21 protein-coding genes are annotated in these 18991 nt (G+C 46.9%); 5 read left to right on the plus strand and 16 right to left on the minus strand.

The annotated features are described in order from the left end of the window. Positions 1 to 7: 7 nt before the first annotated feature. The 14 genes from OCV68_RS05595 to OCV68_RS05660 all read right to left on the minus strand — a co-directional run bounded on the left by OCV68_RS05595 (position 8) and on the right by OCV68_RS05660 (position 12444). Positions 8 to 865 carry a pyridoxamine kinase gene (locus tag OCV68_RS05595; protein WP_022475509.1) on the minus strand — a complete coding sequence of 286 codons (858 nt, stop codon included), beginning with the start codon at positions 863 to 865 and terminating at the stop codon, positions 8 to 10. 25 nt (positions 866 to 890) lie between these two features. Next, positions 891 to 1628, minus strand: a complete 738-nt coding sequence (locus OCV68_RS05600; protein WP_262571340.1) for a ComF family protein — start codon at positions 1626 to 1628, stop codon at positions 891 to 893. A 1-nt stretch (position 1629) separates the two neighbouring features. Beyond that, the gene (gene recD2 / locus OCV68_RS05605; protein WP_022475507.1) at positions 1630 to 3840 is read right to left on the minus strand and encodes an SF1B family DNA helicase RecD2; all 2211 of its coding nucleotides are present in this window, start codon (positions 3838 to 3840) and stop codon (positions 1630 to 1632) included. A gap of 167 nt (positions 3841 to 4007) precedes the next feature. Continuing rightward, positions 4008 to 4946 carry a conjugal transfer protein TraX gene (locus tag OCV68_RS05610; RefSeq protein ID WP_262571343.1) on the minus strand — a complete coding sequence of 313 codons (939 nt, stop codon included), beginning with the start codon at positions 4944 to 4946 and terminating at the stop codon, positions 4008 to 4010. A 121-nt stretch (positions 4947 to 5067) separates the two neighbouring features. Then, positions 5068 to 5529, minus strand: coding sequence for a VanZ family protein (locus tag OCV68_RS05615; RefSeq protein ID WP_262571345.1), 462 nt, complete (start codon positions 5527 to 5529; stop codon positions 5068 to 5070). A 67-nt stretch (positions 5530 to 5596) separates the two neighbouring features. After that, on the minus strand, positions 5597 to 6229 hold the full coding sequence (locus OCV68_RS05620; RefSeq protein WP_262571347.1) for a hypothetical protein: 633 nt from the start codon (positions 6227 to 6229) through the stop codon (positions 5597 to 5599). Between the two features lie 38 nt (positions 6230 to 6267). Then, entirely contained in the window at positions 6268 to 6729 is a 462-nt protein-coding gene (locus OCV68_RS05625; protein ID WP_262571349.1) for a VanZ family protein, read from the minus strand. An 18-nt stretch (positions 6730 to 6747) separates the two neighbouring features. Further along, positions 6748 to 7692: a conjugal transfer protein TraX gene (locus tag OCV68_RS05630; protein ID WP_262571351.1), complete on the minus strand. Its 945-nt coding sequence runs from the start codon at positions 7690 to 7692 to the stop codon at positions 6748 to 6750. A 21-nt stretch (positions 7693 to 7713) separates the two neighbouring features. Next, complete coding sequence (locus tag OCV68_RS05635) at positions 7714 to 8667, minus strand: hypothetical protein (protein ID WP_262571352.1); 954 nt, start codon at positions 8665 to 8667, stop codon at positions 7714 to 7716. 36 nt (positions 8668 to 8703) lie between these two features. Further along, complete coding sequence (locus tag OCV68_RS05640; protein ID WP_262571354.1) at positions 8704 to 9798, minus strand: hypothetical protein; 1095 nt, start codon at positions 9796 to 9798, stop codon at positions 8704 to 8706. A gap of 19 nt (positions 9799 to 9817) precedes the next feature. Further along, a complete protein-coding gene (locus OCV68_RS05645) occupies positions 9818 to 10555 on the minus strand; it encodes a papain-like cysteine protease family protein (RefSeq protein WP_262571356.1) in 738 nt (245 codons plus the stop codon). A gap of 194 nt (positions 10556 to 10749) precedes the next feature. After that, positions 10750 to 11151, minus strand: a complete 402-nt coding sequence (locus OCV68_RS05650; RefSeq protein ID WP_262571358.1) for a hypothetical protein — start codon at positions 11149 to 11151, stop codon at positions 10750 to 10752. 101 nt (positions 11152 to 11252) lie between these two features. Then, complete coding sequence (locus OCV68_RS05655) at positions 11253 to 11906, minus strand: DUF4367 domain-containing protein (RefSeq protein ID WP_262571360.1); 654 nt, start codon at positions 11904 to 11906, stop codon at positions 11253 to 11255. Next, a complete protein-coding gene (locus tag OCV68_RS05660; RefSeq protein WP_262571361.1) occupies positions 11890 to 12444 on the minus strand; it encodes an RNA polymerase sigma factor in 555 nt (184 codons plus the stop codon). Before OCV68_RS05660 ends, OCV68_RS05655 begins: the two co-directional genes overlap by 17 nt. 303 nt (positions 12445 to 12747) lie before the next feature. Here OCV68_RS05660 and OCV68_RS05665 point away from each other — a divergent pair, with 303 nt between their 5' ends. The 5 genes from OCV68_RS05665 to OCV68_RS05685 all read left to right on the plus strand — a co-directional run bounded on the left by OCV68_RS05665 (position 12748) and on the right by OCV68_RS05685 (position 17265). Beyond that, positions 12748 to 13308 (plus strand): hypothetical protein, encoded by a 561-nt coding sequence (locus OCV68_RS05665; RefSeq protein WP_147622489.1) that lies wholly within the window; start codon positions 12748 to 12750, stop codon positions 13306 to 13308. A 125-nt stretch (positions 13309 to 13433) separates the two neighbouring features. Then, positions 13434 to 14159, plus strand: a complete 726-nt coding sequence (locus OCV68_RS05670; protein ID WP_022475497.1) for an N-acetylmuramoyl-L-alanine amidase — start codon at positions 13434 to 13436, stop codon at positions 14157 to 14159. A 111-nt stretch (positions 14160 to 14270) separates the two neighbouring features. Continuing rightward, on the plus strand, positions 14271 to 15194 hold the full coding sequence (locus OCV68_RS05675) for a hypothetical protein (RefSeq protein WP_262571363.1): 924 nt from the start codon (positions 14271 to 14273) through the stop codon (positions 15192 to 15194). Between the two features lie 295 nt (positions 15195 to 15489). Beyond that, positions 15490 to 16737: a 6-phosphofructokinase gene (locus tag OCV68_RS05680; protein WP_022475495.1), complete on the plus strand. Its 1248-nt coding sequence runs from the start codon at positions 15490 to 15492 to the stop codon at positions 16735 to 16737. A gap of 63 nt (positions 16738 to 16800) precedes the next feature. Beyond that, positions 16801 to 17265 (plus strand): superoxide dismutase family protein, encoded by a 465-nt coding sequence (locus OCV68_RS05685; RefSeq protein ID WP_262571365.1) that lies wholly within the window; start codon positions 16801 to 16803, stop codon positions 17263 to 17265. Here OCV68_RS05685 and OCV68_RS05690 read toward each other — a convergent pair. Then, the gene (locus OCV68_RS05690; protein WP_262571367.1) at positions 17260 to 18018 is read right to left on the minus strand and encodes a GNAT family N-acetyltransferase; all 759 of its coding nucleotides are present in this window, start codon (positions 18016 to 18018) and stop codon (positions 17260 to 17262) included. The genes OCV68_RS05685 and OCV68_RS05690 overlap by 6 nt on opposite strands. Positions 18019 to 18080: 62 nt before the next feature. Next, positions 18081 to 18887 (minus strand): AraC family transcriptional regulator, encoded by an 807-nt coding sequence (locus tag OCV68_RS05695; protein ID WP_262571368.1) that lies wholly within the window; start codon positions 18885 to 18887, stop codon positions 18081 to 18083. Positions 18888 to 18991 lie beyond the last annotated feature (104 nt).

An 18991-nucleotide genomic window follows, 5' to 3' on the forward strand; every position in this document is an offset into this window, starting at 1 on the left:
TCCTTTCTCACAGTGTTTCGTAATCGCAGAGATTGGGGTTATCAATAAGAAAGCCCAGGCATCTTTCAAGCATGATGCCTTCTCTGGGGTCGGTGCAGTAGCTGTATGTGGTCTTGATTGCAAGCTCCAGGAATGACGCTGCCCTGTTCATGGCAATGGGCAGGCTGTCCCCTCTCAGAACCGCTCCCGTAAGTACGGAAGCAAACACATCTCCTGTGCCGGGATAGCTTGCGTTCACCTGCACATAGGGCACCTTCCAGAACTTGTTGTGCTCACTGTCATAGCCCACATTGCAGCATTCTCCGCAGATAAATGCGCTGGTGATGACGACTATCTTGGGGCCAAGCTTTGAAAGTCTCACCAGAATGCTTTTCATCTCCGAAGCGGAGCGGGGAAGCAGATTGGGATCCTCGCCCAGAAGTATGGCTGCCTCGGTCATGTTGGGCGTGATGATATCCGCCACAGCAACAAGCTCTCCCATTCTGCGGCGCAGCTCGGCGGTGCAGGTCTTATAGGGCTTTCCGTGGTCTGCCATAACGGGATCCACCACTTTGAGCGCCTTGGGATAGTCCGCAAAAAACTCCAGGCAGTGATCTATCTGGTCGGTAGAAGCAAGAAATCCGCTGTAAATGCAGTCAAAATCCATATCGAACCGCTTATAATGCTCCAGTGCAGGGGACATATAATCGGTAAGATCACGCATGACCACATCACCGAAACCGCCCGTGTGCGTGGAAAGTATCGCCGTGGGAACGGGACATACCTGAATGCCCATGGCCGAAAGGGTAGGCAGTATCACCGTCAGCGAACAGCGTCCCACGCCCGAAAGGTCATGGATAGCTGCCACCTTTGTATTGCTTTTCAAATAAAAAACCACCTTATTACTATATTTATACAGTTGCCGCAGCAGCGCATATCACCCTTACCGCTCCCATCTGTTTAAGGAGCGATGCGCAGCAGCTGAGGGTCGAGCCTGTTGTGATAACATCGTCTGCAAGAAGTACCGTCATGCCCGAAAGGTCACGTTCTGTCGCCGAATACTGTTTTCCCACCGCACTCCTGCGCTCCTCAGCGCCGAGAAGATGCTGCGATGTCTTAACGTGCTTTCTGCAAAGCACATCTTCCACAGGCACCTCGCCTGCCGATATCGCCCTTGCAATAAGCTCCGCCTGATTATATCCACGCTCACGCTTCTGCTTTGATGTCATGGGAACGGGGACTATAAGGTCAATACCGCTCAAAACGCCGGCCGTTTCCAGTCTGTCACGCAGCACCCTGCCGAATATGTCGGCACCGTTTGTGTTGCCGTGGAATTTAAGGTTGTGGATACAGTCCCTTACGCTATCCGCATAATATGCCGCCGCATAGCAGCCGTCATAGCTCACATTTCCGCATATGCAACCTTTGAGGAGCGATTTCCCGCAGCCTGTGCATATATTTTCATCAGCCCACAGAGCCTCATGAAAGCACTTTTCGCAGCACAGAATATCATAGGCAATGAACTCACCGCAGAAAGGACAGCGGTTTGGAAAGGCAAGGTCAAGCAGATAGGCTTTCAAATTGCTTTTAAAAGCACTCGAAAAGCAATTTGAAAAAACATCGTCCCCCGCAATAATGCGCCTGTCCATATCAGCCCAGCTCGCTTTCTATCATATGCCGCAGGCAGGTGTAGCGGAGCGTGCGCCTGTCGTTATGCACCATCTTCTCCACAATGGATTTGGAGCCGACGATTATAAGCATCTTTTTGGCTCTCGTTACCGCCGTGTAAAGGAGATTTCTGTAATAAAGCTTGTCAAATCCGCCAAGCAGCGGGATTATCACTGCCGTGAACTCGCTGCCCTGGCTCTTGTGAACGGTAATGGCATAGGCAAGCTCCAGCTGTTCCAGCATTTCAAGGGAGTATTCCGCAATGCGCCCCTCGAAGTCGATGACCACAGTGCCCTCGCCACGCTTTACCTTTACTATAGTGCCGATATCGCCGTTGAAAATTCCCGTGCCGTTCTCGCCGTCCTTTTTCCAGACAATATCGTAGTTATTTTTGGTCTGCATCACCTTATCGCCGTCACGGAAGGTGAAAAGTATGCCCTTTACCTCGGAAAGCTCCTTTTTCGGGGGATTGAGCACCCTCTGGAGCATCTTGTTCATCTCCACCGAACCCAGTATGCCCTTTCGTGAGGGACACAGCACCTGAATATCATCCAGCGGAGAATAGCCGTAAGCATCGGGAAGCCGCCTGCTGCAAAGCTCAGTGACGGTCACTGCCGCCCCCTCCGCATCAAGGCGCTGCATAAAGAAAAAGTCGCTGTCCTTGCGGGAAAGGTCAGGCTCCTCGCCGTTCACTATCTTGTGGGCATTGGTGATGATACAGCTCTGCTGAGCCTGTCGGAATATCTCGTTAAGGGCAACAACAGTCAGCCTGCCGCTGTCTATCATGTCTTTCAGGATATTTCCCGCCCCCACCGAGGGAAGCTGGTCGCTGTCACCTACCATTATGAGCCTGCACGAAAGCTTTAAAGCCCTGAGCAGCGACTCAAAAAGCAGAGTATCCACCATGGACATCTCATCTATTATCATAACATCACAGGAAACAGGATCCTGCTCGTTGTGCTTGAATTTAAGCTGCCCCGACTTGTCGTACATCACTTCCAGCAGGCGGTGAATGGTCTTGGCGGGATATCCCGTCAGGTCGGCGATACGCTTCGCCGCACGTCCTGTAGGAGCAGTTATCATCACCTTCATGCCCCTCTGCTCATAAAGAGAGATTATGGCTTTGAGGGTAGTGGTCTTACCTGTACCGGGGCCGCCCGTCAGGATAAGAAAGCCCTTTGAAAGTGCAAGAGATATAGCCTCTCTCTGCTTGTCCGCATAGGTGATTATCTTTGTTTTCTCTTCAATGTCGATAAGCTTGCTGTAATCCGTTCCCGTGTCCTTGAAACAGTCGTTCATCACGGAAAGTCGGGTGCTTATGTACTGCTCCGCACGGAAAAAGTCCTGCAAAAATACGAAGCTCCTGCCGTCCTTGTCATAAACGCACAGCTCGTCATCATCGCAGGCAGCGGAAAGATTATCGTCAAACACCTCTTCGCCCACGTCCAGCAGCTTTACGGCAGTTTCTTTCAGCCTGTCCTCCGGCAGACAGGTGTGACCGTTAAAAGCATTGTGGGTAAGGATATAGCAAATGCCCGCCCTTATGCGTCCCGGGCTGTCCTTGGGTATCTCCAGCTTTGCTGCCATTTCCTCAGCCTTGGAAAATTCCAGCTCAATGCCCTGGGAGCAGAGAATGTAGGGGTTCGCCTTTATCTGCTCCACCGCAAACTGCCCCCACCGCTTCCATGCGGACACCGCCACAGAGGGGGAAACTCCGTAGCCCGCAAGGAATATCATCAGCGCACGTATGCCGAAAATGCGCCTGAATTCCTGTGATATCTCGTCAGCCTTTTTGGCGGACATTCCCTTGACCTTTATAAGATCCTCGGGGGTGTTTTCAATGACCTCCAGAGTTTTGTCGCCGAACTCCTCCACCATGCGCTTTGCAAGGGTGGGGCCGATGCCCTTTATAACTCCCGAGGAAAGATATTTCAGTATGGCGGTCTCAGTGGCAGGCAGCTTCCGCTCGCACGCCTCTGCCCTGAACTGAGCGCCGAATTTGGGGTGAGTGACATATTTTCCCGTGAGCCGCAGCTCCTCGCCCTCTTCGATAGTTCCCAGCTCACCCACCACGGTAACATAGTCGCCGCCAGTGTCAAGGTCGAGGACGATATAGCCGTTCTGTTCATTGCAGAACAAAACGGTCTCCACAGTGCCCTCAATATGGATAAGCTCATTTTCGGTGTTCGGCATAAAAATTCCTCTGTTTTAACGGTTTCATTGAATTTTGCATAATATCGTATTTTATCATTATATCATAGCGCTGCGGAAATTGCAACCGTTTTATAAGTATCTGTCAGGGTAAAATAAAGCTCAGGCTGACGAAATACTAATGTCCGTCAGCCTGAGATTATTATGGGTCATATTATCGCCGATATAATGTGAATGATAACAAGATGAACAGGGTAATATATGTAAAACAGCCTGCCCAAGCCCTTTCCCTTTTTGCCGTTATACATAAGCATAAACGGGAGCGCAAATATCATCATCCACTGAAAATTTATCCTAAGCAGAGAGTCGGTAAAGTTTCTCGCCGTATCTATCCTCATAGTCGGTATGCCCAGTGCATTTATCGGCAGCGCAAGCAGATAAACCAGCTTGCTTGGCAGCCCGCACCTTTGCAGGAAATTGAAAAAATGTATTCCGATCTGCGGCACAAATATAAGGAAATACAGAGCGCAGTATGTCGAATACCACACCGCCAGCCGCTTTTTATTTTCACGGCAGAAATAAAACAGAACTATGGAAGCTGTAAGAACAGCAGGTCCCTCACTGTGCCACAAAGAGCCGAGCAGGGTGAACACTATACTGTCCCAGTCCCTTAGTATGGGGATAAGGTTTATATCTATGCCTGCCGCCATGATCGGGTCATTGACCTCAACAGTATATGAAAGCACTGCCAGTATAAACTGATATCCACCATAGCACAGAAGATATTTTGTCCTTTTCCGACTGTCGTTTTTCGTGCTTTCAAGTATGGAGATAATAAGCACGCCCTGAAATATGGAAAGAAAAATATTATTATCGAAATCGTACAAGGTTATCCTGAAATACATGGACAAAACCGCAGGCAGTACAGCTTCCAGCATGGCCATGGCAGCGCTTGCCTGCCAGAGCCGTTTAAGATATCTGCGCCTGTCGCTTGTATGCACCGCTCCCTCTGCGGCACAGAAGAAAAACAGTGGCGAGGATATCCGCCCTATCCACCTGAGCCACAGGGGCATATCGGGGATATAGTCCCCGATATGGTCGGCTGTCATAAGTATGAGTGCAATGATTTTTAATGCTGTTCCGCTCATATGCCGCCCTGCTTTCCGAGATCTATGTAGTATATGATGCTATTTTCAGTCCCGAATCATATGTCACTTCCGTGCCGTCAAGTACGTCTCATTCCTTCCGAATATCAGGTACTTGTGTACATCAAACCTGAGCTTTTCTCCTGCCGAAAAGTCTTCCAAAAGCCCACGCCGCCAGCAGTCCCAAAGCCGCACCGAAAATATTCTGTATCACTGAATCAATGTCAAAAAGTCCTATGGAAAGCACAAACTGCACAACCTCAGGCAGAAGCGCATATACCAAAAGCAGTGCGCATCGCTTTTTCATCGGCATATCTTCAAAGGCTGCCGAAAGCAGGAATGCAAGCATCGCAAACATAGCTATATGCCATATAATACGCATGATACTCCCTGTGGGGTCTATCACAAAGCTGCTGTAGGAACTGAACGGAACAAGATTATAGACCTGCCAGCCGCCAGCACGCATATCACGCACCAGCTCTCTTGACATGGTAAGATTTACAGGTTTTGGCAGTATCCTGAAATAAAACAGGAGCATTATTATATTATAAATCCAAAAGATAATTTTCATTATTTTACTTTTCATGATGTCCTCCGATAAATAAGCTTATGAAGCCGATACGTTCTGAAGCATATCGGCTTCATGCAAAACATCATCTGCTTTCAGCCATTTTCATATATATCCCATTCCGAACATCTGACTGATTATATCCTGCGCCCAGATCATAGGGCTGGATATCGACTGAGCCGTCATCGTTAAAAACAACGCCTTTGAGAGTGCCGTCCACAATGATCTTTTCGCCCGGCCACAGTCCCTCAGAAAATCCATCATCATCAGCTGATGTCCTGTCATGCCACTGAGTGCATATGACCACACTGTCGTTTGAATGAATGGTATGAACGATAAACTGCTTTTTTCCGTAATATTCCGATGCTTCATCGCCGTAAAGGCTGCCGTCGGGACTTTTGTATGTCATGTAATACTTTCCGTCCTCGAACGAGACCTCCATATAATGATCCGCCGAAGCATCACCGTCGGGATAATAGCTGCCCACAGGTATGGCAGGCTCCGTATAGCTCAGGTCATGTGTGCATACGCCGCCGTCATTCAGGTGCTGATTAAAGTAATAATCGGTATAATCGCACTCCTCATGTATCCAGCCGCTTTCGGGCTTTTCATCGAAAGCCCCCGCCCTGTCAAAAGATACAAACGCAAACCACGCCGCAGCGGCAGCAGCCGATATTGCAAAAACAGCTGTAATGCTCTTGTGTTTAGTCCATTGCATATGTCTCATTCCTTCCGAATATCAGGTACTTGTGTACATCAAACCTGAGCTTTTCTCCTGCCGAAAAATCTTCCAAAAGCCCACGCTGCCAGCAGTTCCAAAGCCGCACCGAAAATATTCTGTATCACCGAATCAATGTCAAAAAGTCCTATGGAAAGCACAAACTGCACAACCTCAGGCAGAAGCGCATATACCAAAAGCAGTGCACATCGCTTTTTCATCGGCATATCTTCAAAGGCTGCCGAAAGCAGGAATGCAAGCATCGCAAACATAGCTATATGCCATATAATACGCATGATACTCCCTGTGGGGTCTATCACAAAGCTGCTGTAGGAGCTGAACGGAACAAGATTATAGACCTGCCAGCCGCCAGCACACATATCACGCACCAGCTCTCTTGACATTGCCAGATTTACCGGCTTGGGCAGTATCCTGAAATAGAACAGGAGCATTATTATATTATAAATCCAAAAGATTATTTTCGTTATTTTACTTTTCATGCTGTCCTCCGAATAAGCTTATGACTGAAGCAGTGCCCCGATAATGTGCAGTATAATAAGATGAACGGGATAATACACATAGAAAAACCTGCCAAGATCTTTTCCCTTTTTCCCGTTGTAACTCAGAAGGAGCGGGAGAGAAAATATCATCATCCACTGAAAGTTTATCCTAAGCAGAGAGTCGGCAAAGCTCCTCGCCGTATCTATCCTCATAGTTGGTATGCCCAGTGCATTCACAGGCATGGAAAGCACATAAACAAGGTCTTGAGACATTCCGCACCTTTGCAGGAAATTAAAGAAATGTATTCCCATCTGCGGCACGAATATCAGGAAATACAGTCCGCAGTAAGCCGAATACCACACCGCCAGCCGCTTTTTGTTTTCACGGCAAAAATAGAAAAGGACTATGGAAGCGGTAAGTACGGCAGGTCCCTCACTGTGCCACAGTGAGCCGAGCAGTGTAAAAACTATCCTCTGCCAGTCACTCAGCAGCGGGATAAGATGAATTTCTATCCCTGTCGCTGCAATGGGGTCAGCCACATCGGCAGCATAGGACAGCACAGCCATTGCAAGCTGATATCCCCCGTATCCCAGAAGATATTTTTTCCTTTTCCGACTGTCGTTTTTTGTGTTTTCAAGCATAGATATTATAAGCACGCCCTGGAATAATGACAGAAAAATGTTATTGTCGAACCTGCCTATACGGAGCTTGAAATACATGGACATCAGCGGATCAAGAACAGCTTCCGTCAGCACCATGACAGCGCTTGCCTGCCACAGCCTTTTAAGATATCTGCGCCTATTGCTTGTATGCACCGCTCCCTCTGCAGCGCAGAAGAAAAACAGAGGAGAGGACAGCCGACCTATCCACCTGAGCCACAGGGGCATATTGGGAATATATGCCCCGATGTGGTCAGCTGTCATAAGTATGAGAGCGATTATTTTTAAGGCAGTCCCGCTCATCTGTCACCTGCTTTCTGAAATTTATGTAGTATATGATGCTATTTTCAGTCCCGAATCATATGTCACTTCCGTGCCGTCAAGGCGGATATATCCGTCAGTATCATCAAGGGTGAATTTAACAGTGCAGGCTTTTGTCAGCAAAAGTGCATCGGCATAAAAATCAATGATGACTTCGTTTTCATCTTCATACGCAACAGCCTCCTTTTCATAAGCGCCAATCCACAGCGGTTGTATATTATCATCATCAAAGCCTGCGTCTATGCCAAAATATTTCTGAGCGGCATGGTTGAAATTATCCGCACTGTACTCGGTAAACTTGCCAAGAAATCTTGCAAGGGAGCTGTAAAAGGCATCGTCCTTTGCAATCGGCTCGGAATATCTTATGTAAGGCTCCAGCTCCACCATGCACTCATAGCAGAACCGCACCTTATCGGAAACATTGCCGTTTCTCTCAAGCAAGCGGATACTTTCCCGTTCCTCTCCATTCATGGAAAGCGCTCCGAAAAGGGAGTATTCTCCAAGAGGGTCAAGAGCAGTCACCGTCCAAAGATTTTCACCTTTTTCAAAGCGCCCGTCATCGCTTTCGGTCACATTAACGCTGATATGATAGGTCTTTGAAAAATCCGAGGGGTTGGAGCCTTTATTCAGCTCCGATGAAATAATGCTGTACCCCGAAATATCAACTCCGTCAATAAAATCAAACGCCGAGGCACTGTCCGCAGAGCAAAGCATTCGCAATGTTTCCTTGTCCTTTTGGGCAAAGGCGTCCATAAGCTGCGTGATGCGCCCGTCATATTCCTGCTCTATGGCATTGTCATAGTCTGAGGAAGTTTCACTGACCGTATCTGTAACGGAGATACTTTCGGTCAATGCACTTTCGGCTGAACAGCTTACTACCTGTTCATCTGTCCCGCTCCCACAGGCGGCAAGCAGAAGTGCGGCTGCGATGATGGTATATCCGATAGACTTTTTCATTTTTTTGCTCCTGTTATCTGATAGGTTTTGCTATGCTCACACTGCCTCAAAATACCAGTCCTGAGTGTAATAATCATATTTATCGGAATGATATTTCGCAAAAACAAGCTTGCCCTGCTTGTTTATTGTCAGAACAATAAATCTGTCACCGCTTCTTACACCGATAACGGAGCAATATTCGCCGTAGTATGACGTGTTTATTTCAATGCTGTTTCCGCTGCGGCATGACAGCGAGCTTTTCTCTCCCGCAGGCGAAATGGTATATCCGCCCTTGCCATTCTTTATTATTGTAAAATACTGTGACTCACTGTCTGAAAGCTCGGACATACAGAACTTTCCCGACCTTACTGTCAGATACTCACCTGTCTTGCTGCGAATACGGTAAAGCTGATCTTTTCCAAGCTTCATTGCAGTGTCCTTGATTTTATAGTCAAAAGACATCATGCTGCCGCAGTTTGTGAGTGTATTGTTTTTATCCGAAAGCAATTTATAATCCGGTGTTATGCCTGAAAGACCGATATAGTTTTCGTATTCGTTCCGCACCTCTTCGGAATATATGTCATCGCAGCTGTAATATACTCCCGCTGCCTTTCCGCATTTTGCAGCAGAAAATATTCCTGTGGTGCTTACTCCTCCGTCCAAATCATTTATTGCATCTGTCCCCTCTCTTGAAAGGTAAAAGAAAGATATACCGTCTGAAAGCGAACGGCAGCTGCTTTCGGACAGGTAGTAGAAATCAGTATATACCTTTTCCTCATCTCTGCCGTCGGGCGTTTCCGTAATGCTGCGGGTAAATTTCAGCAGACCCAGTGCCTGATCTTCACAGGATATCACCGAGTACATCTCATCACCCGAGCTCATTTTAACATCATCATAATAGCAGCGGTATATGGGCATTGTAAAAGGCTCTCTGATGTCAATAGTACCCGAAACTGTGTTTACGGAATTTTCGTTTACCTCGTCCAGCTTATCGGATATTTTCGATGTTATATCCGCTCTGTTCTCGGACAGATACTTTTCAATGTACTTTTCCGTGAAATTATCATTGTCCGCATACACAGATGCTGATAATGCAAATGCCGACAGGCACACTGCCGATACAAATGCCAACAAACAAATAAGCTTTTTCATAGTTAGTCTCCTTTATATGTTATAAAACAATAGACTTACTCCAAACATATGTATGTGTTTCGCCTGAGCCATTAGCAATAAATGTTACATCACCGCCTGAAGTCGGAAGTGAAGCAGTGCATATTGATCCTGTAGTTGGATCCATAATTGCAATCTTAGTCATCTGATTTGGATTTGCCGAAGATGTAGAATAACCCATAAGAACAACATCATGTTGTCCGACAACGTTACCGTCATTCTTATACAAAGTTATAATAACGGGCATTCGTTTATCAATCTGTTCCTTTATTTGAGCGTTTGTTAATCTGCTATTATATACTCCGCCCAAAGGAAATCCATGGAAATATCCAATCATAAACGGAAGTGCTTCGTGATTTAATGGGACATCCATAACATTGGGATTAGGATTTGCGTCAGAAAGCCCTTCAGCATAAAACGGCTGTCTTCCTGTTGTATTAAAATACTCAGCTCCTGCCTGTACAAAGCTATTGTTTGTTGGAATATAGCCATACCTGAAAGAAATCACAGACTGAATGCAGGTTTTCCAGCAATCATATTTACCTTTTTGTTTCATCTGCGGAAAATTTGGTAATGTATGCCATACATTGCTTGCAGCTAATCGGCTTTCAGTATCAGTGTAAGAAATAGGTTCAATATTAGCGTATTCACTCTCAGCAGACACATTTAAACTTGTAGAAATTGATACAGCTACAGCTAATGCCATTATAATGCTCTTCACACGGTTTAATGTTTTCATTTTAACGTTCCTTTCAAAATATCGGAGGAAAACTATATTCTGCTATTCAAGATGTACTGTTGTAAAACGCAATTTCTTGAATCATTGTAATATCCCCCTATGCTTATGTTCGTTTAATGTGCTTAAATCAGGGAGCAAACCCGAAACAGACACACTTCGCATCTGTCTCGGTCTGCCTTGGAAAAAAATTTGCGTCAAATCGTTACCTCTGTACTGATCGCAGTAACTTCTTCGCTATTGCTGCCGCTGTAAACTGTAAACACAGTTCTCACACGGTATGTACCGCTGGTAAGTCCGCTTTTGTTGTTGCTGACAATCAGCAGGCTATCATTCACCGAATCAGTCCATGTGCCGTCAGTCACTACATACCATTTACTGCCGCTTTTCTTTTCCAGATACTGAACAGCTTCTATTTTGGTTGCAGTGGTTTTTCCTCTCGCCTTGCTCTTGCAGTACGCTGTATTTGATGAAATATATAGTGTACTTGTTGCAGTGGTTGTATAGGAATACCTTGGTTCAACCGCACAAACCGTCACTCCGCAAAGTGTTGACAATATAGCGATGATAAGCATAAATGCCGATATACGTCTTTTCATGTGTGCCCCTCCTCTCATAATATATTAAGATGAATTATATCCATCTGTTAATTTAATCTTTTACCGGGAAGCTTGGGGACACAAAATCGACAAAATATTTTTTATTCTGCTTTTTTCACAGTTTCAGCAATTTCAATTAGTTGATTTTTACCAATATTACCCTCGATATCGAATATATAGTCACCGTTATCCCATGAAATATAGTACGAATCATCATCAAGCCGAATAATATACCCCTCCTTGCCATTTACCGTAATATACTCCATAACCTGATTTTCGGTATCGACCATAACATTGAATGATTTTTTTGAATACTGTGAGAAAATGATATACTTATCGTCCTTTTCATATTCATATGTTATGAACTGTGTGTATTCATACACCTGTTCTTCAAATGTTGTCTCAAACCCCTCAGGCACATCAATAGTATAAATCGCCTCAATAGTCTCGGGAGCCTCTGCGGTATCGGCTGACTGAACGGCAGTGTGGGTGCTGAAAGGCTCAGTGAAAAATCTTTTGAAAAAGTCACGCACAGCACTTACGGACGATGCCGCCAGCGCCGCTGCGATAATTGCCGCCGTCACGCATATAAAAAGCCGCCTTACCGTAAGCTTTTTTGGCGCACCTCCGCTCGCAAGCCGTTTCATCTTTCGCTCAAACTGCGGTGAGAACCGATGATCGGGCATATCCGGCACAGTGCTGATTATGCGGGCTTCCAGCGTTTCCTCAAAGGCTTTTTTAAGTTGTGTATCCACTGCCGTAATGCTCCTTTATCATTTTAACAAAGCACCTTTTTGCACGCTGCAAACGCTTTTTGGCATTATCATAGCTTATTCCAAGACTTTCCGCAGTCTCGGATATGCTCAGCTCCATGTACATTTCCAGAAAAAGCACCTGATAATACTGCTCGGGCAGCTTTAAAAGCAGCTCTTTAAGCTCTTCCGCACTGAGCTTTGAAACAATATCGGCTTCAAGATCGGTGCCGTCAGATATCTCAGTCTCATCAATATTTTCAATGATAACTTTTTTACTTTCGTTGTACATTTTAAGTGCAAGGTTCTTTACTATAATAATCAGATAAGCACGGGTTTGGGGACAGTTTATTTCTGAAATTTTATTTAATTTTCCGATAACGATCATAAATGCTTCGTGTACAGCGTCCTCCGCTGACTGAGGACTTCGCAGGATAGCAAACGCTGTCTTGTACATATCCTGACGGTATGTGAGATAAAGCTCTTCAAATCTGCTTTTGTCCTCCGCAGTGTCCAGAAGAGCAAGATAAAATCCAAGCACAAAATCACACCTCGGATATATTATATAACATTTCCTTAACAAATGTCAAGACATAAAAATCAAGCCGCCCCGGCTGATGAAACGGATCCAAAAGCTGTGGCGGCAGGCGTTTTGCGTCTCACTGTGAGACAATCAAATCATATCACAGGGCAGCTGAATTTGTCAATAAAAACATTTCGACATTCAGGGTCACAAATGAAAATTTCCCCGTATCATCACATAAAAGGTCTTGAAATCATGGACTGTGTGATGTATAATACTAATATTGTATGATACACGCTGATCGAAAGGAATTACCCGAACATGGTTGCTGATACTCAGGAAAAATTCGCCAAAAGAGCCGCAAAGGGAATGCTCTGGTGGCTGGCAGGCGAGTTCATTTGTGCGATATTCAATCTGTGCATGATAATCTTTATGACAAAATTCATGGTGATGAAGCTGTTCACCGCCATTGCCTCGGTGCTTATCGCAAACGGACTTTATTTCAACTTCACCTACAACACCGCTGTCCGTGACAGAAATCTGGTAAAATATCACGGTTGGCAGCAAGATAAGAAAATGAGCCTGAAAATGGCCCTCACCGCTCCCCTGCCCCAGTATGTGATGTGGATAGTCCTGCTGCTGTCAAAGCTGGGCGTTATCGGAGACGTGTTCAACTACTATATCTGGGCGAATATGCAGAGCCTCGCATGGATAGACCTGTTCACCTCGGGCAGGACTATTGACGCTCTCAGCTGGGGCGGACTTTTCGGTCTCCTTGTGCTGGTTCTCATCGCTCCCGCAGTTATAATCGTCACCTATGAATGTACTATCCGTGATATTGATGTAAAGTCACTGCTGCTTTACGGCAAGAAAAACAAATGACAGATGATCGGCTTTAAGTCTTGCCGAAAGATATATGCAAAAATCCCTATCAATAACATAATCCACCCTGTTCTTTCATATGAATTGAATCAGAACAATTCAAAATGAAAGGACAGGGCTTTTTTATGAAGATAAAACTGAGAAAGTACAGAACAGCAATATTCTCCGCCCTTGCGGTAATGGCGTCTGCGGCGATGATACACTACGCCATGGGGCAGATAGACAGCGCCGTTTACACCAACACCGCCGAAAGCGACCCCAACGCCAGGGTCATCGTCCTTGACAGCGGCCACGGCGGCATGGACGGAGGCTGCTCCACTGCCGACGGCGTGACCGAAAAGGGCATCAACCTGAGCATAATGCTGTCGGTGCGTGATATGTGCCGCCTTTACGGCTTTGACACCGCCGTCACCCGTGACAGGGACATTTCCATTCACGACAGCGGCACCACGGGCATACGCAACCAGAAGGTCTCGGACATGGAAAACAGGCTGGAGCTTTTCAACAAATTTCCCAACGCAGTCTGCCTTTCCGTCCACCAGAACACCTACACCGACCCAAAATACAGCGGCGCACAGATGTTCTACTCCCCTGCCAATGCCGACAGCGAGAGGTTTGCTTCAATACTGCAAAATCTTTTCGTGAAAAATCTCCAGCCCGACAATATGCGAGAAACAAAGCTGTGCGGCAAGGAGCTTTACCTGTGCTATTACTGCAATAATCCCGCCGTAATGGCTGAATGCGGCTTTCTTTCCAATCCCGACGAGGCCGCAAAGCTCACCGACCGTGACTATCAGCGGCAAGTGGCATATACCCTTTTTACGGGTCTCAACGAATTTATCTGCGGATAAAATCCAGCACTTTACAATGTCATTTTTCAAATCGCATAAAAAGCTGTTGACTTTTTCTCACAAATGTACTAAAATATGTATGTATATATTTTAGGAAAGGAATATTTAAAAATGAAGAAACTTTTCAAGACAATGTCCGCTGCCGCAGTGGGTATCCTCTCCTGCGCAATACTGGCTGCCACCGCTTATGCGGAAGATTATACGTTTGATGTTTCGGGCGCTTCCGAATCAGGCGGAAAATGGGGTCAGTCCTTTATCTGCTACACCGCTTTGGGAAACGAGGAGTACAGCGAGAACTTCAACCCCATGTGGATGACCTCCGATTCTGAAGTCATCGTTGATTATACATACACGGGCGAAGCAAACGGATCTCCCGTTGAGCTTATCTGGCAGACATGGGGCGACGGTCCAGTAAAGCCTAACCCCGATGTTACCAAGGACTGGAACAAGATAGCTCCATATGAGTACACCGACACTGAGGCAAAGTTCTCATTCAGCGATATTGCAGCATCATACGGCTCGGATAATTTCGACACCGTTTATGCCATTTGCGTGGGCGATACAGGCGTAAACCTTACCGTTACAGGCATGAAGGTAACAAACTGCAATATCACCGCTCCCGTTCAGACTGAGGAGACTGCTGCCGAGGCTGAAACAGAAGCTCAGACCGAGGAAGAAACCGAGGCTGAGACTGAGGAAGCAACCGAAGCTGAGGCCGAAGCCGAAACTCAGGAAGAGGACGAGGCTGAGATCGAAGAAGCTGCAGTCGAGGAAGAGACCGAGGCCGAAACTGAGGAAACTACCGAGACAGAGGCAACCACAGCTGCCGAAACCACTGTCAAGGAGACCACAGCAGAGGAGACCTCCGCTACCGAGCTTACCCGACCCAATGCGGCAGAGATCGCAGCAAACGCACCCAATGGCGACAGCATAGCTCCCATCATTATCATAATCGTGGTAGTTGTTGTAGTTGCAGCTGCGGCTATAGTTATCATTATCATGATGATAAAGAAGAATAAAGGCAAATATTATTGATATTACAGATCACGGCTGCCGAAGCAATTTCGGCAGCCTTTTTATGTCACAGAGCACAAATTGATTTATACTAATCCTCAATCAACCTATAGAACGATTAAAGATTAGTATTAAAGCAGCGCAGAAAAATGTAATGGTTTTCACTAATTTTTCTGTGAAAAACAACCACTTTTCGGCAATATCAACAAAAAATATCGTTCAGTCTGCATATAGCATTATAAGACGGGTATGTGATAAAATAATTATAGCAAATATTGCGACAACGTCGGATAAATTTGAAAAGGATGGTTTTTTTATGTTATCGGACAGCGGTAAATTCAATATAGCAGCAGCACAGTCAGGCGGTCCCACAGCTGCTATCAACGCTTCATTGGCAGGCGTTTTCAGAAGAGCGGCACAATGTCCCGAAATAGGCAGGATATACGGCTCCATCAACGGTATCGAGGGAATGATAAACGGCGACCTTGTTCCTCTCGACAGCATACTTACATCTGATTATGATGTGGAGCTTATGAAAAAGACCCCCTCCACAGTCCTCGGCTCATGCCGCTATAAGCTGGCTGAATATGACCCCAAGGACAGCAAGACCGAAGCCGAATATATGAAGATCATCGAGACCTTCAAGGAATATGACATAAAGGCATTTTTCTATATCGGCGGCAATGACTCCATGGACACCGTTTTAAAGCTTGACCGCTACTGCAAGGCAGTGGGCTGCGACGTAAAGATAATCGGCGTGCCCAAGACCATCGACAATGACCTGCCCGGAACAGACCATACCCCCGGCTTCGGCTCCGCCGCAAAGTACGTTGCCACCACTCTCCAGGAGATAATCCGTGACAGCCGTGTTTACAGTATCCAGTCCATCACCATCGTTGAGATAATGGGCAGAAACGCAGGCTGGCTCACCGCTTCCTCCTGCGTACTCAGAGCCAACGGAGAGCCTGCTCCCCACCTTATCTACGTTCCCGAAGCCTTTCCCAACGGCTTTGATATGGAAGAATTTCTCGCTGATGTGGGCAGAATGATGAAGCGCTACAGGGCTGTTATCATCGCCGTTTCCGAGGGCATCGTGCCCAATGAAAGACAGTATGTGAAAACAGGTGCGGACGCATTCGGTCATACGGACAATTCGGGCGTTGCCAAGTATCTTGAGCACCGCTGCGCAGAGCGTTTCGGCTGCAAGGTACGTTCCATTGAGCTGAACGTTATGCAGAGATGCAGCGCACACATTGCCTCCCTTACCGACCTGAACGAAGCCGAGCAGATAGGTGCAGCCGCTGTGGAATGTGCCCTTAACGGCAACAGCGGCAGAATGATGGGCTTCCGCAGGATAAGCAGCGAGCCTTACCGCATCGAGATAGTTTCCTTTGACGTAAGCGAAACCGCAAACAAGGAAAAATATTTCCCCGCAAACTGGATATCCGCCGACAAGAGCGATGTTACCACCGACGCTCTCAACTACTTCCTACCCCTTATCCAGGGCGAGGTACAGACCGAGTACAGAAACGGCATACCTGTTCATTTCAGACTTAATCAGTAAATTTCAATGTAATAATAAAATCGCCCCCTGCTGCATATTTATGGCAACAGGAGGCGATTTTTTATGTATAACACTTCTTATCAGGCAGCAAGCGCAGTGATAACAGGCTCGGAGAAATATCCAGATATCAGAGGGCTTGCGGTGTTCGTTCCCACGGAGCTTGGGACAATGGTATCTGTCTCGGTTTACGGGCTGCCCAAGTCGGAGGGCGAGTGCCGGTGCGGCGTTTTCGCAATGCACATTCACGAGGGCATGACCTGCACAGGCAATGCGGAAGACCCCTTTGCAGATGTCAAGGGGCATTACAACCCCAACGGCTGTCTTCACCCCTGCCACAAGGGCGATATGCCGCCGCTTTTTGCCGATAACGGCACGGCATATTTTGCTTTCATCACCACACGCTTTACCTCGGAGGACGTTATCGGGCACACAATAATCATTCACAGGAATTTTGACGACCTGCACACCCAGCCCTCGGGCAATTCGGGGGAGAAAATAGCCTGCGGAGAAATTATGCCAATCTTATAATTCAGTCGAAGTCATCTCGCACCATGCGGGGCGATAGCCGCACTTTGCGGCAATGCGCTGGGAAATGATATTTCCGCTCCATGTGCCGTAGTATGGCACATATCCGCTCCTCAGCACCTCGGCGGTGCAGGAAGCAACAAGAGCCGCTCCCACGCCCATTCCACGGAACTCGGGCAGAACGTCAATGCCTATCTGCGCCATGGTGGGGCTGTCCGATGATGCCCCCGCCATGCCCATGATGCTCCTGCCGTTAAAGGCGCAGACGGCAATGATATCACGCCGCTCCCCCTCGGTGCGGTACAGCAGGGCATTGTCAAAGCCCTTGTATTCAAAAAGCTCGGCAATGTTATTCTCGTCGAACACCCTAAGAGTAAAGCCCTCGCTCCTTACCGCAGGACGGTAGGGCACCGCAGGGACATAATACTGATTGAGCAGCCCGATGCAGCAGCCGTGACTGAAAAGCTCACGGTTCAGCGCCGACATTACGGAAGCGGTGAATATCTCCGTTCCCGCTGTGTTTTTAGCCAGCGCCCTTGTGTATTCGGCAATATCGGCGCTTGCGCATATAACAGCGCCCATGCCCATGGTAGCCGCACGAAAAAAAGGCGGCTCATCGGAAAATACACGCCTGCCCCTGCGAATCGCAGGCACAGTGACAGTGTTTTCATTTTTAAAAAAGTCCTGTGGGGTGCAGCTGAAATCAAGGCTCAGCTGTTTTGCCGCCGCCAGTTCCATATCGTTTCGTATTATCAAAGTTTATCACCGTAATTATTTTACCACACAGTACAGGCAAAAATCAAGGGTATAGTTATATTTTATGCGTTTCTGAAATCCGTGGGCGTCATTCCCTCGTAGCGTTTGAAAAGCTTGCAGAAATAACTTTCCGACCCAAAGCCCACTTCCTCAGATATCTCTTCAATGCTTTTGTCCGTGCCCATAAGCAGCGCCTTGGCCTCCTGGATACGCCGCTTTGCCGCATATTCCATGGGGCGCATATTCAGCGTGTTCCTGAAAAGCAGGCACAAATGCTGCTTTGATACTCCCGCTGCGCCGCAAAGGTCGTCCATGGTTATGGGCGACGCATAATTGTAATTGATGTGATCCACCGCTTTCATCAGCGCAGGAGACACGGAAAGAGAGGTATCCTCTGCGGAGATAAGGCGGTAAAACTCGATAAGAAAATCGTACAAATAGCCCGATGCCCTGTAATTGCCGAAAAGGCTGTCCGCTCTTATGGCATCGTGCATTTTCCTGAAAATATGCTCCAGCATTTTAACATTTCCAAGGCTGCACACCCTCGGCTCGGCAAGTCCGAACTGCCTGAGCATATCGTCAATGCCATAGCCCGACGGCACTATCCAGTGGATATCCCACACATCTTCCTCGGCGTAATATTCATGGGGATAGTTTGCAGGCATGAATACAGCGGTATTGGGCGGAATGTGAGTTTTTCGCCCGTCGCATATAAGCGTTCCGCTGCCCTTTGTGCAGTAAAGTATCTGATGATGTGGATATCCCTCGGGACGGATAATATGATCCTGGCAATGCTGCTGACCCATATTCACAAGATAAACAGGCAGCTGTTTTTCACTGCGTATGATAGGATAGTCACAGAAGAACAAAAAATCACTCTCCATATTCATATTGTTATAAATTCATAATATCATCTATTGACTTGCCTGTCAATAGGTGTTACAATACATTCAACGAATATGAAATTACAGGA

Origin of the sequence: Huintestinicola butyrica (genome assembly GCF_025567215.1) — a bacterium.
GTDB lineage: Bacteria > Bacillota > Clostridia > Oscillospirales > Ruminococcaceae > Huintestinicola > Huintestinicola butyrica.

Excerpts from the sequence above, each read along its gene's own strand:
- OCV68_RS05600 (WP_262571340.1), bottom strand. The coding sequence starts at position 1,628 with ATGGACAGGCGCATTATTGCGGGGGACGATGTTTTTTCAAATTGCTTT.
- recD2 (WP_022475507.1), bottom strand. The coding sequence starts at position 3,840 with ATGCCGAACACCGAAAATGAGCTTATCCATATTGAGGGCACTGTGGAG.
- OCV68_RS05610 (WP_262571343.1), bottom strand. The coding sequence starts at position 4,946 with ATGAGCGGAACAGCATTAAAAATCATTGCACTCATACTTATGACAGCC.
- OCV68_RS05615 (WP_262571345.1), bottom strand. The coding sequence starts at position 5,529 with ATGAAAAGTAAAATAATGAAAATTATCTTTTGGATTTATAATATAATA.
- OCV68_RS05620 (WP_262571347.1), bottom strand. The coding sequence starts at position 6,229 with ATGCAATGGACTAAACACAAGAGCATTACAGCTGTTTTTGCAATATCG.
- OCV68_RS05625 (WP_262571349.1), bottom strand. The coding sequence starts at position 6,729 with ATGAAAAGTAAAATAACGAAAATAATCTTTTGGATTTATAATATAATA.
- OCV68_RS05630 (WP_262571351.1), bottom strand. The coding sequence starts at position 7,692 with ATGAGCGGGACTGCCTTAAAAATAATCGCTCTCATACTTATGACAGCT.
- OCV68_RS05635 (WP_262571352.1), bottom strand. The coding sequence starts at position 8,667 with ATGAAAAAGTCTATCGGATATACCATCATCGCAGCCGCACTTCTGCTT.
- OCV68_RS05640 (WP_262571354.1), bottom strand. The coding sequence starts at position 9,798 with ATGAAAAAGCTTATTTGTTTGTTGGCATTTGTATCGGCAGTGTGCCTG.
- OCV68_RS05645 (WP_262571356.1), bottom strand. The coding sequence starts at position 10,555 with ATGAAAACATTAAACCGTGTGAAGAGCATTATAATGGCATTAGCTGTA.
- OCV68_RS05650 (WP_262571358.1), bottom strand. The coding sequence starts at position 11,151 with ATGAAAAGACGTATATCGGCATTTATGCTTATCATCGCTATATTGTCA.
- OCV68_RS05665 (WP_147622489.1), top strand. The coding sequence starts at position 12,748 with ATGGTTGCTGATACTCAGGAAAAATTCGCCAAAAGAGCCGCAAAGGGA.
- OCV68_RS05670 (WP_022475497.1), top strand. The coding sequence starts at position 13,434 with ATGAAGATAAAACTGAGAAAGTACAGAACAGCAATATTCTCCGCCCTT.
- OCV68_RS05675 (WP_262571363.1), top strand. The coding sequence starts at position 14,271 with ATGAAGAAACTTTTCAAGACAATGTCCGCTGCCGCAGTGGGTATCCTC.
- OCV68_RS05680 (WP_022475495.1), top strand. The coding sequence starts at position 15,490 with ATGTTATCGGACAGCGGTAAATTCAATATAGCAGCAGCACAGTCAGGC.
- OCV68_RS05685 (WP_262571365.1), top strand. The coding sequence starts at position 16,801 with ATGTATAACACTTCTTATCAGGCAGCAAGCGCAGTGATAACAGGCTCG.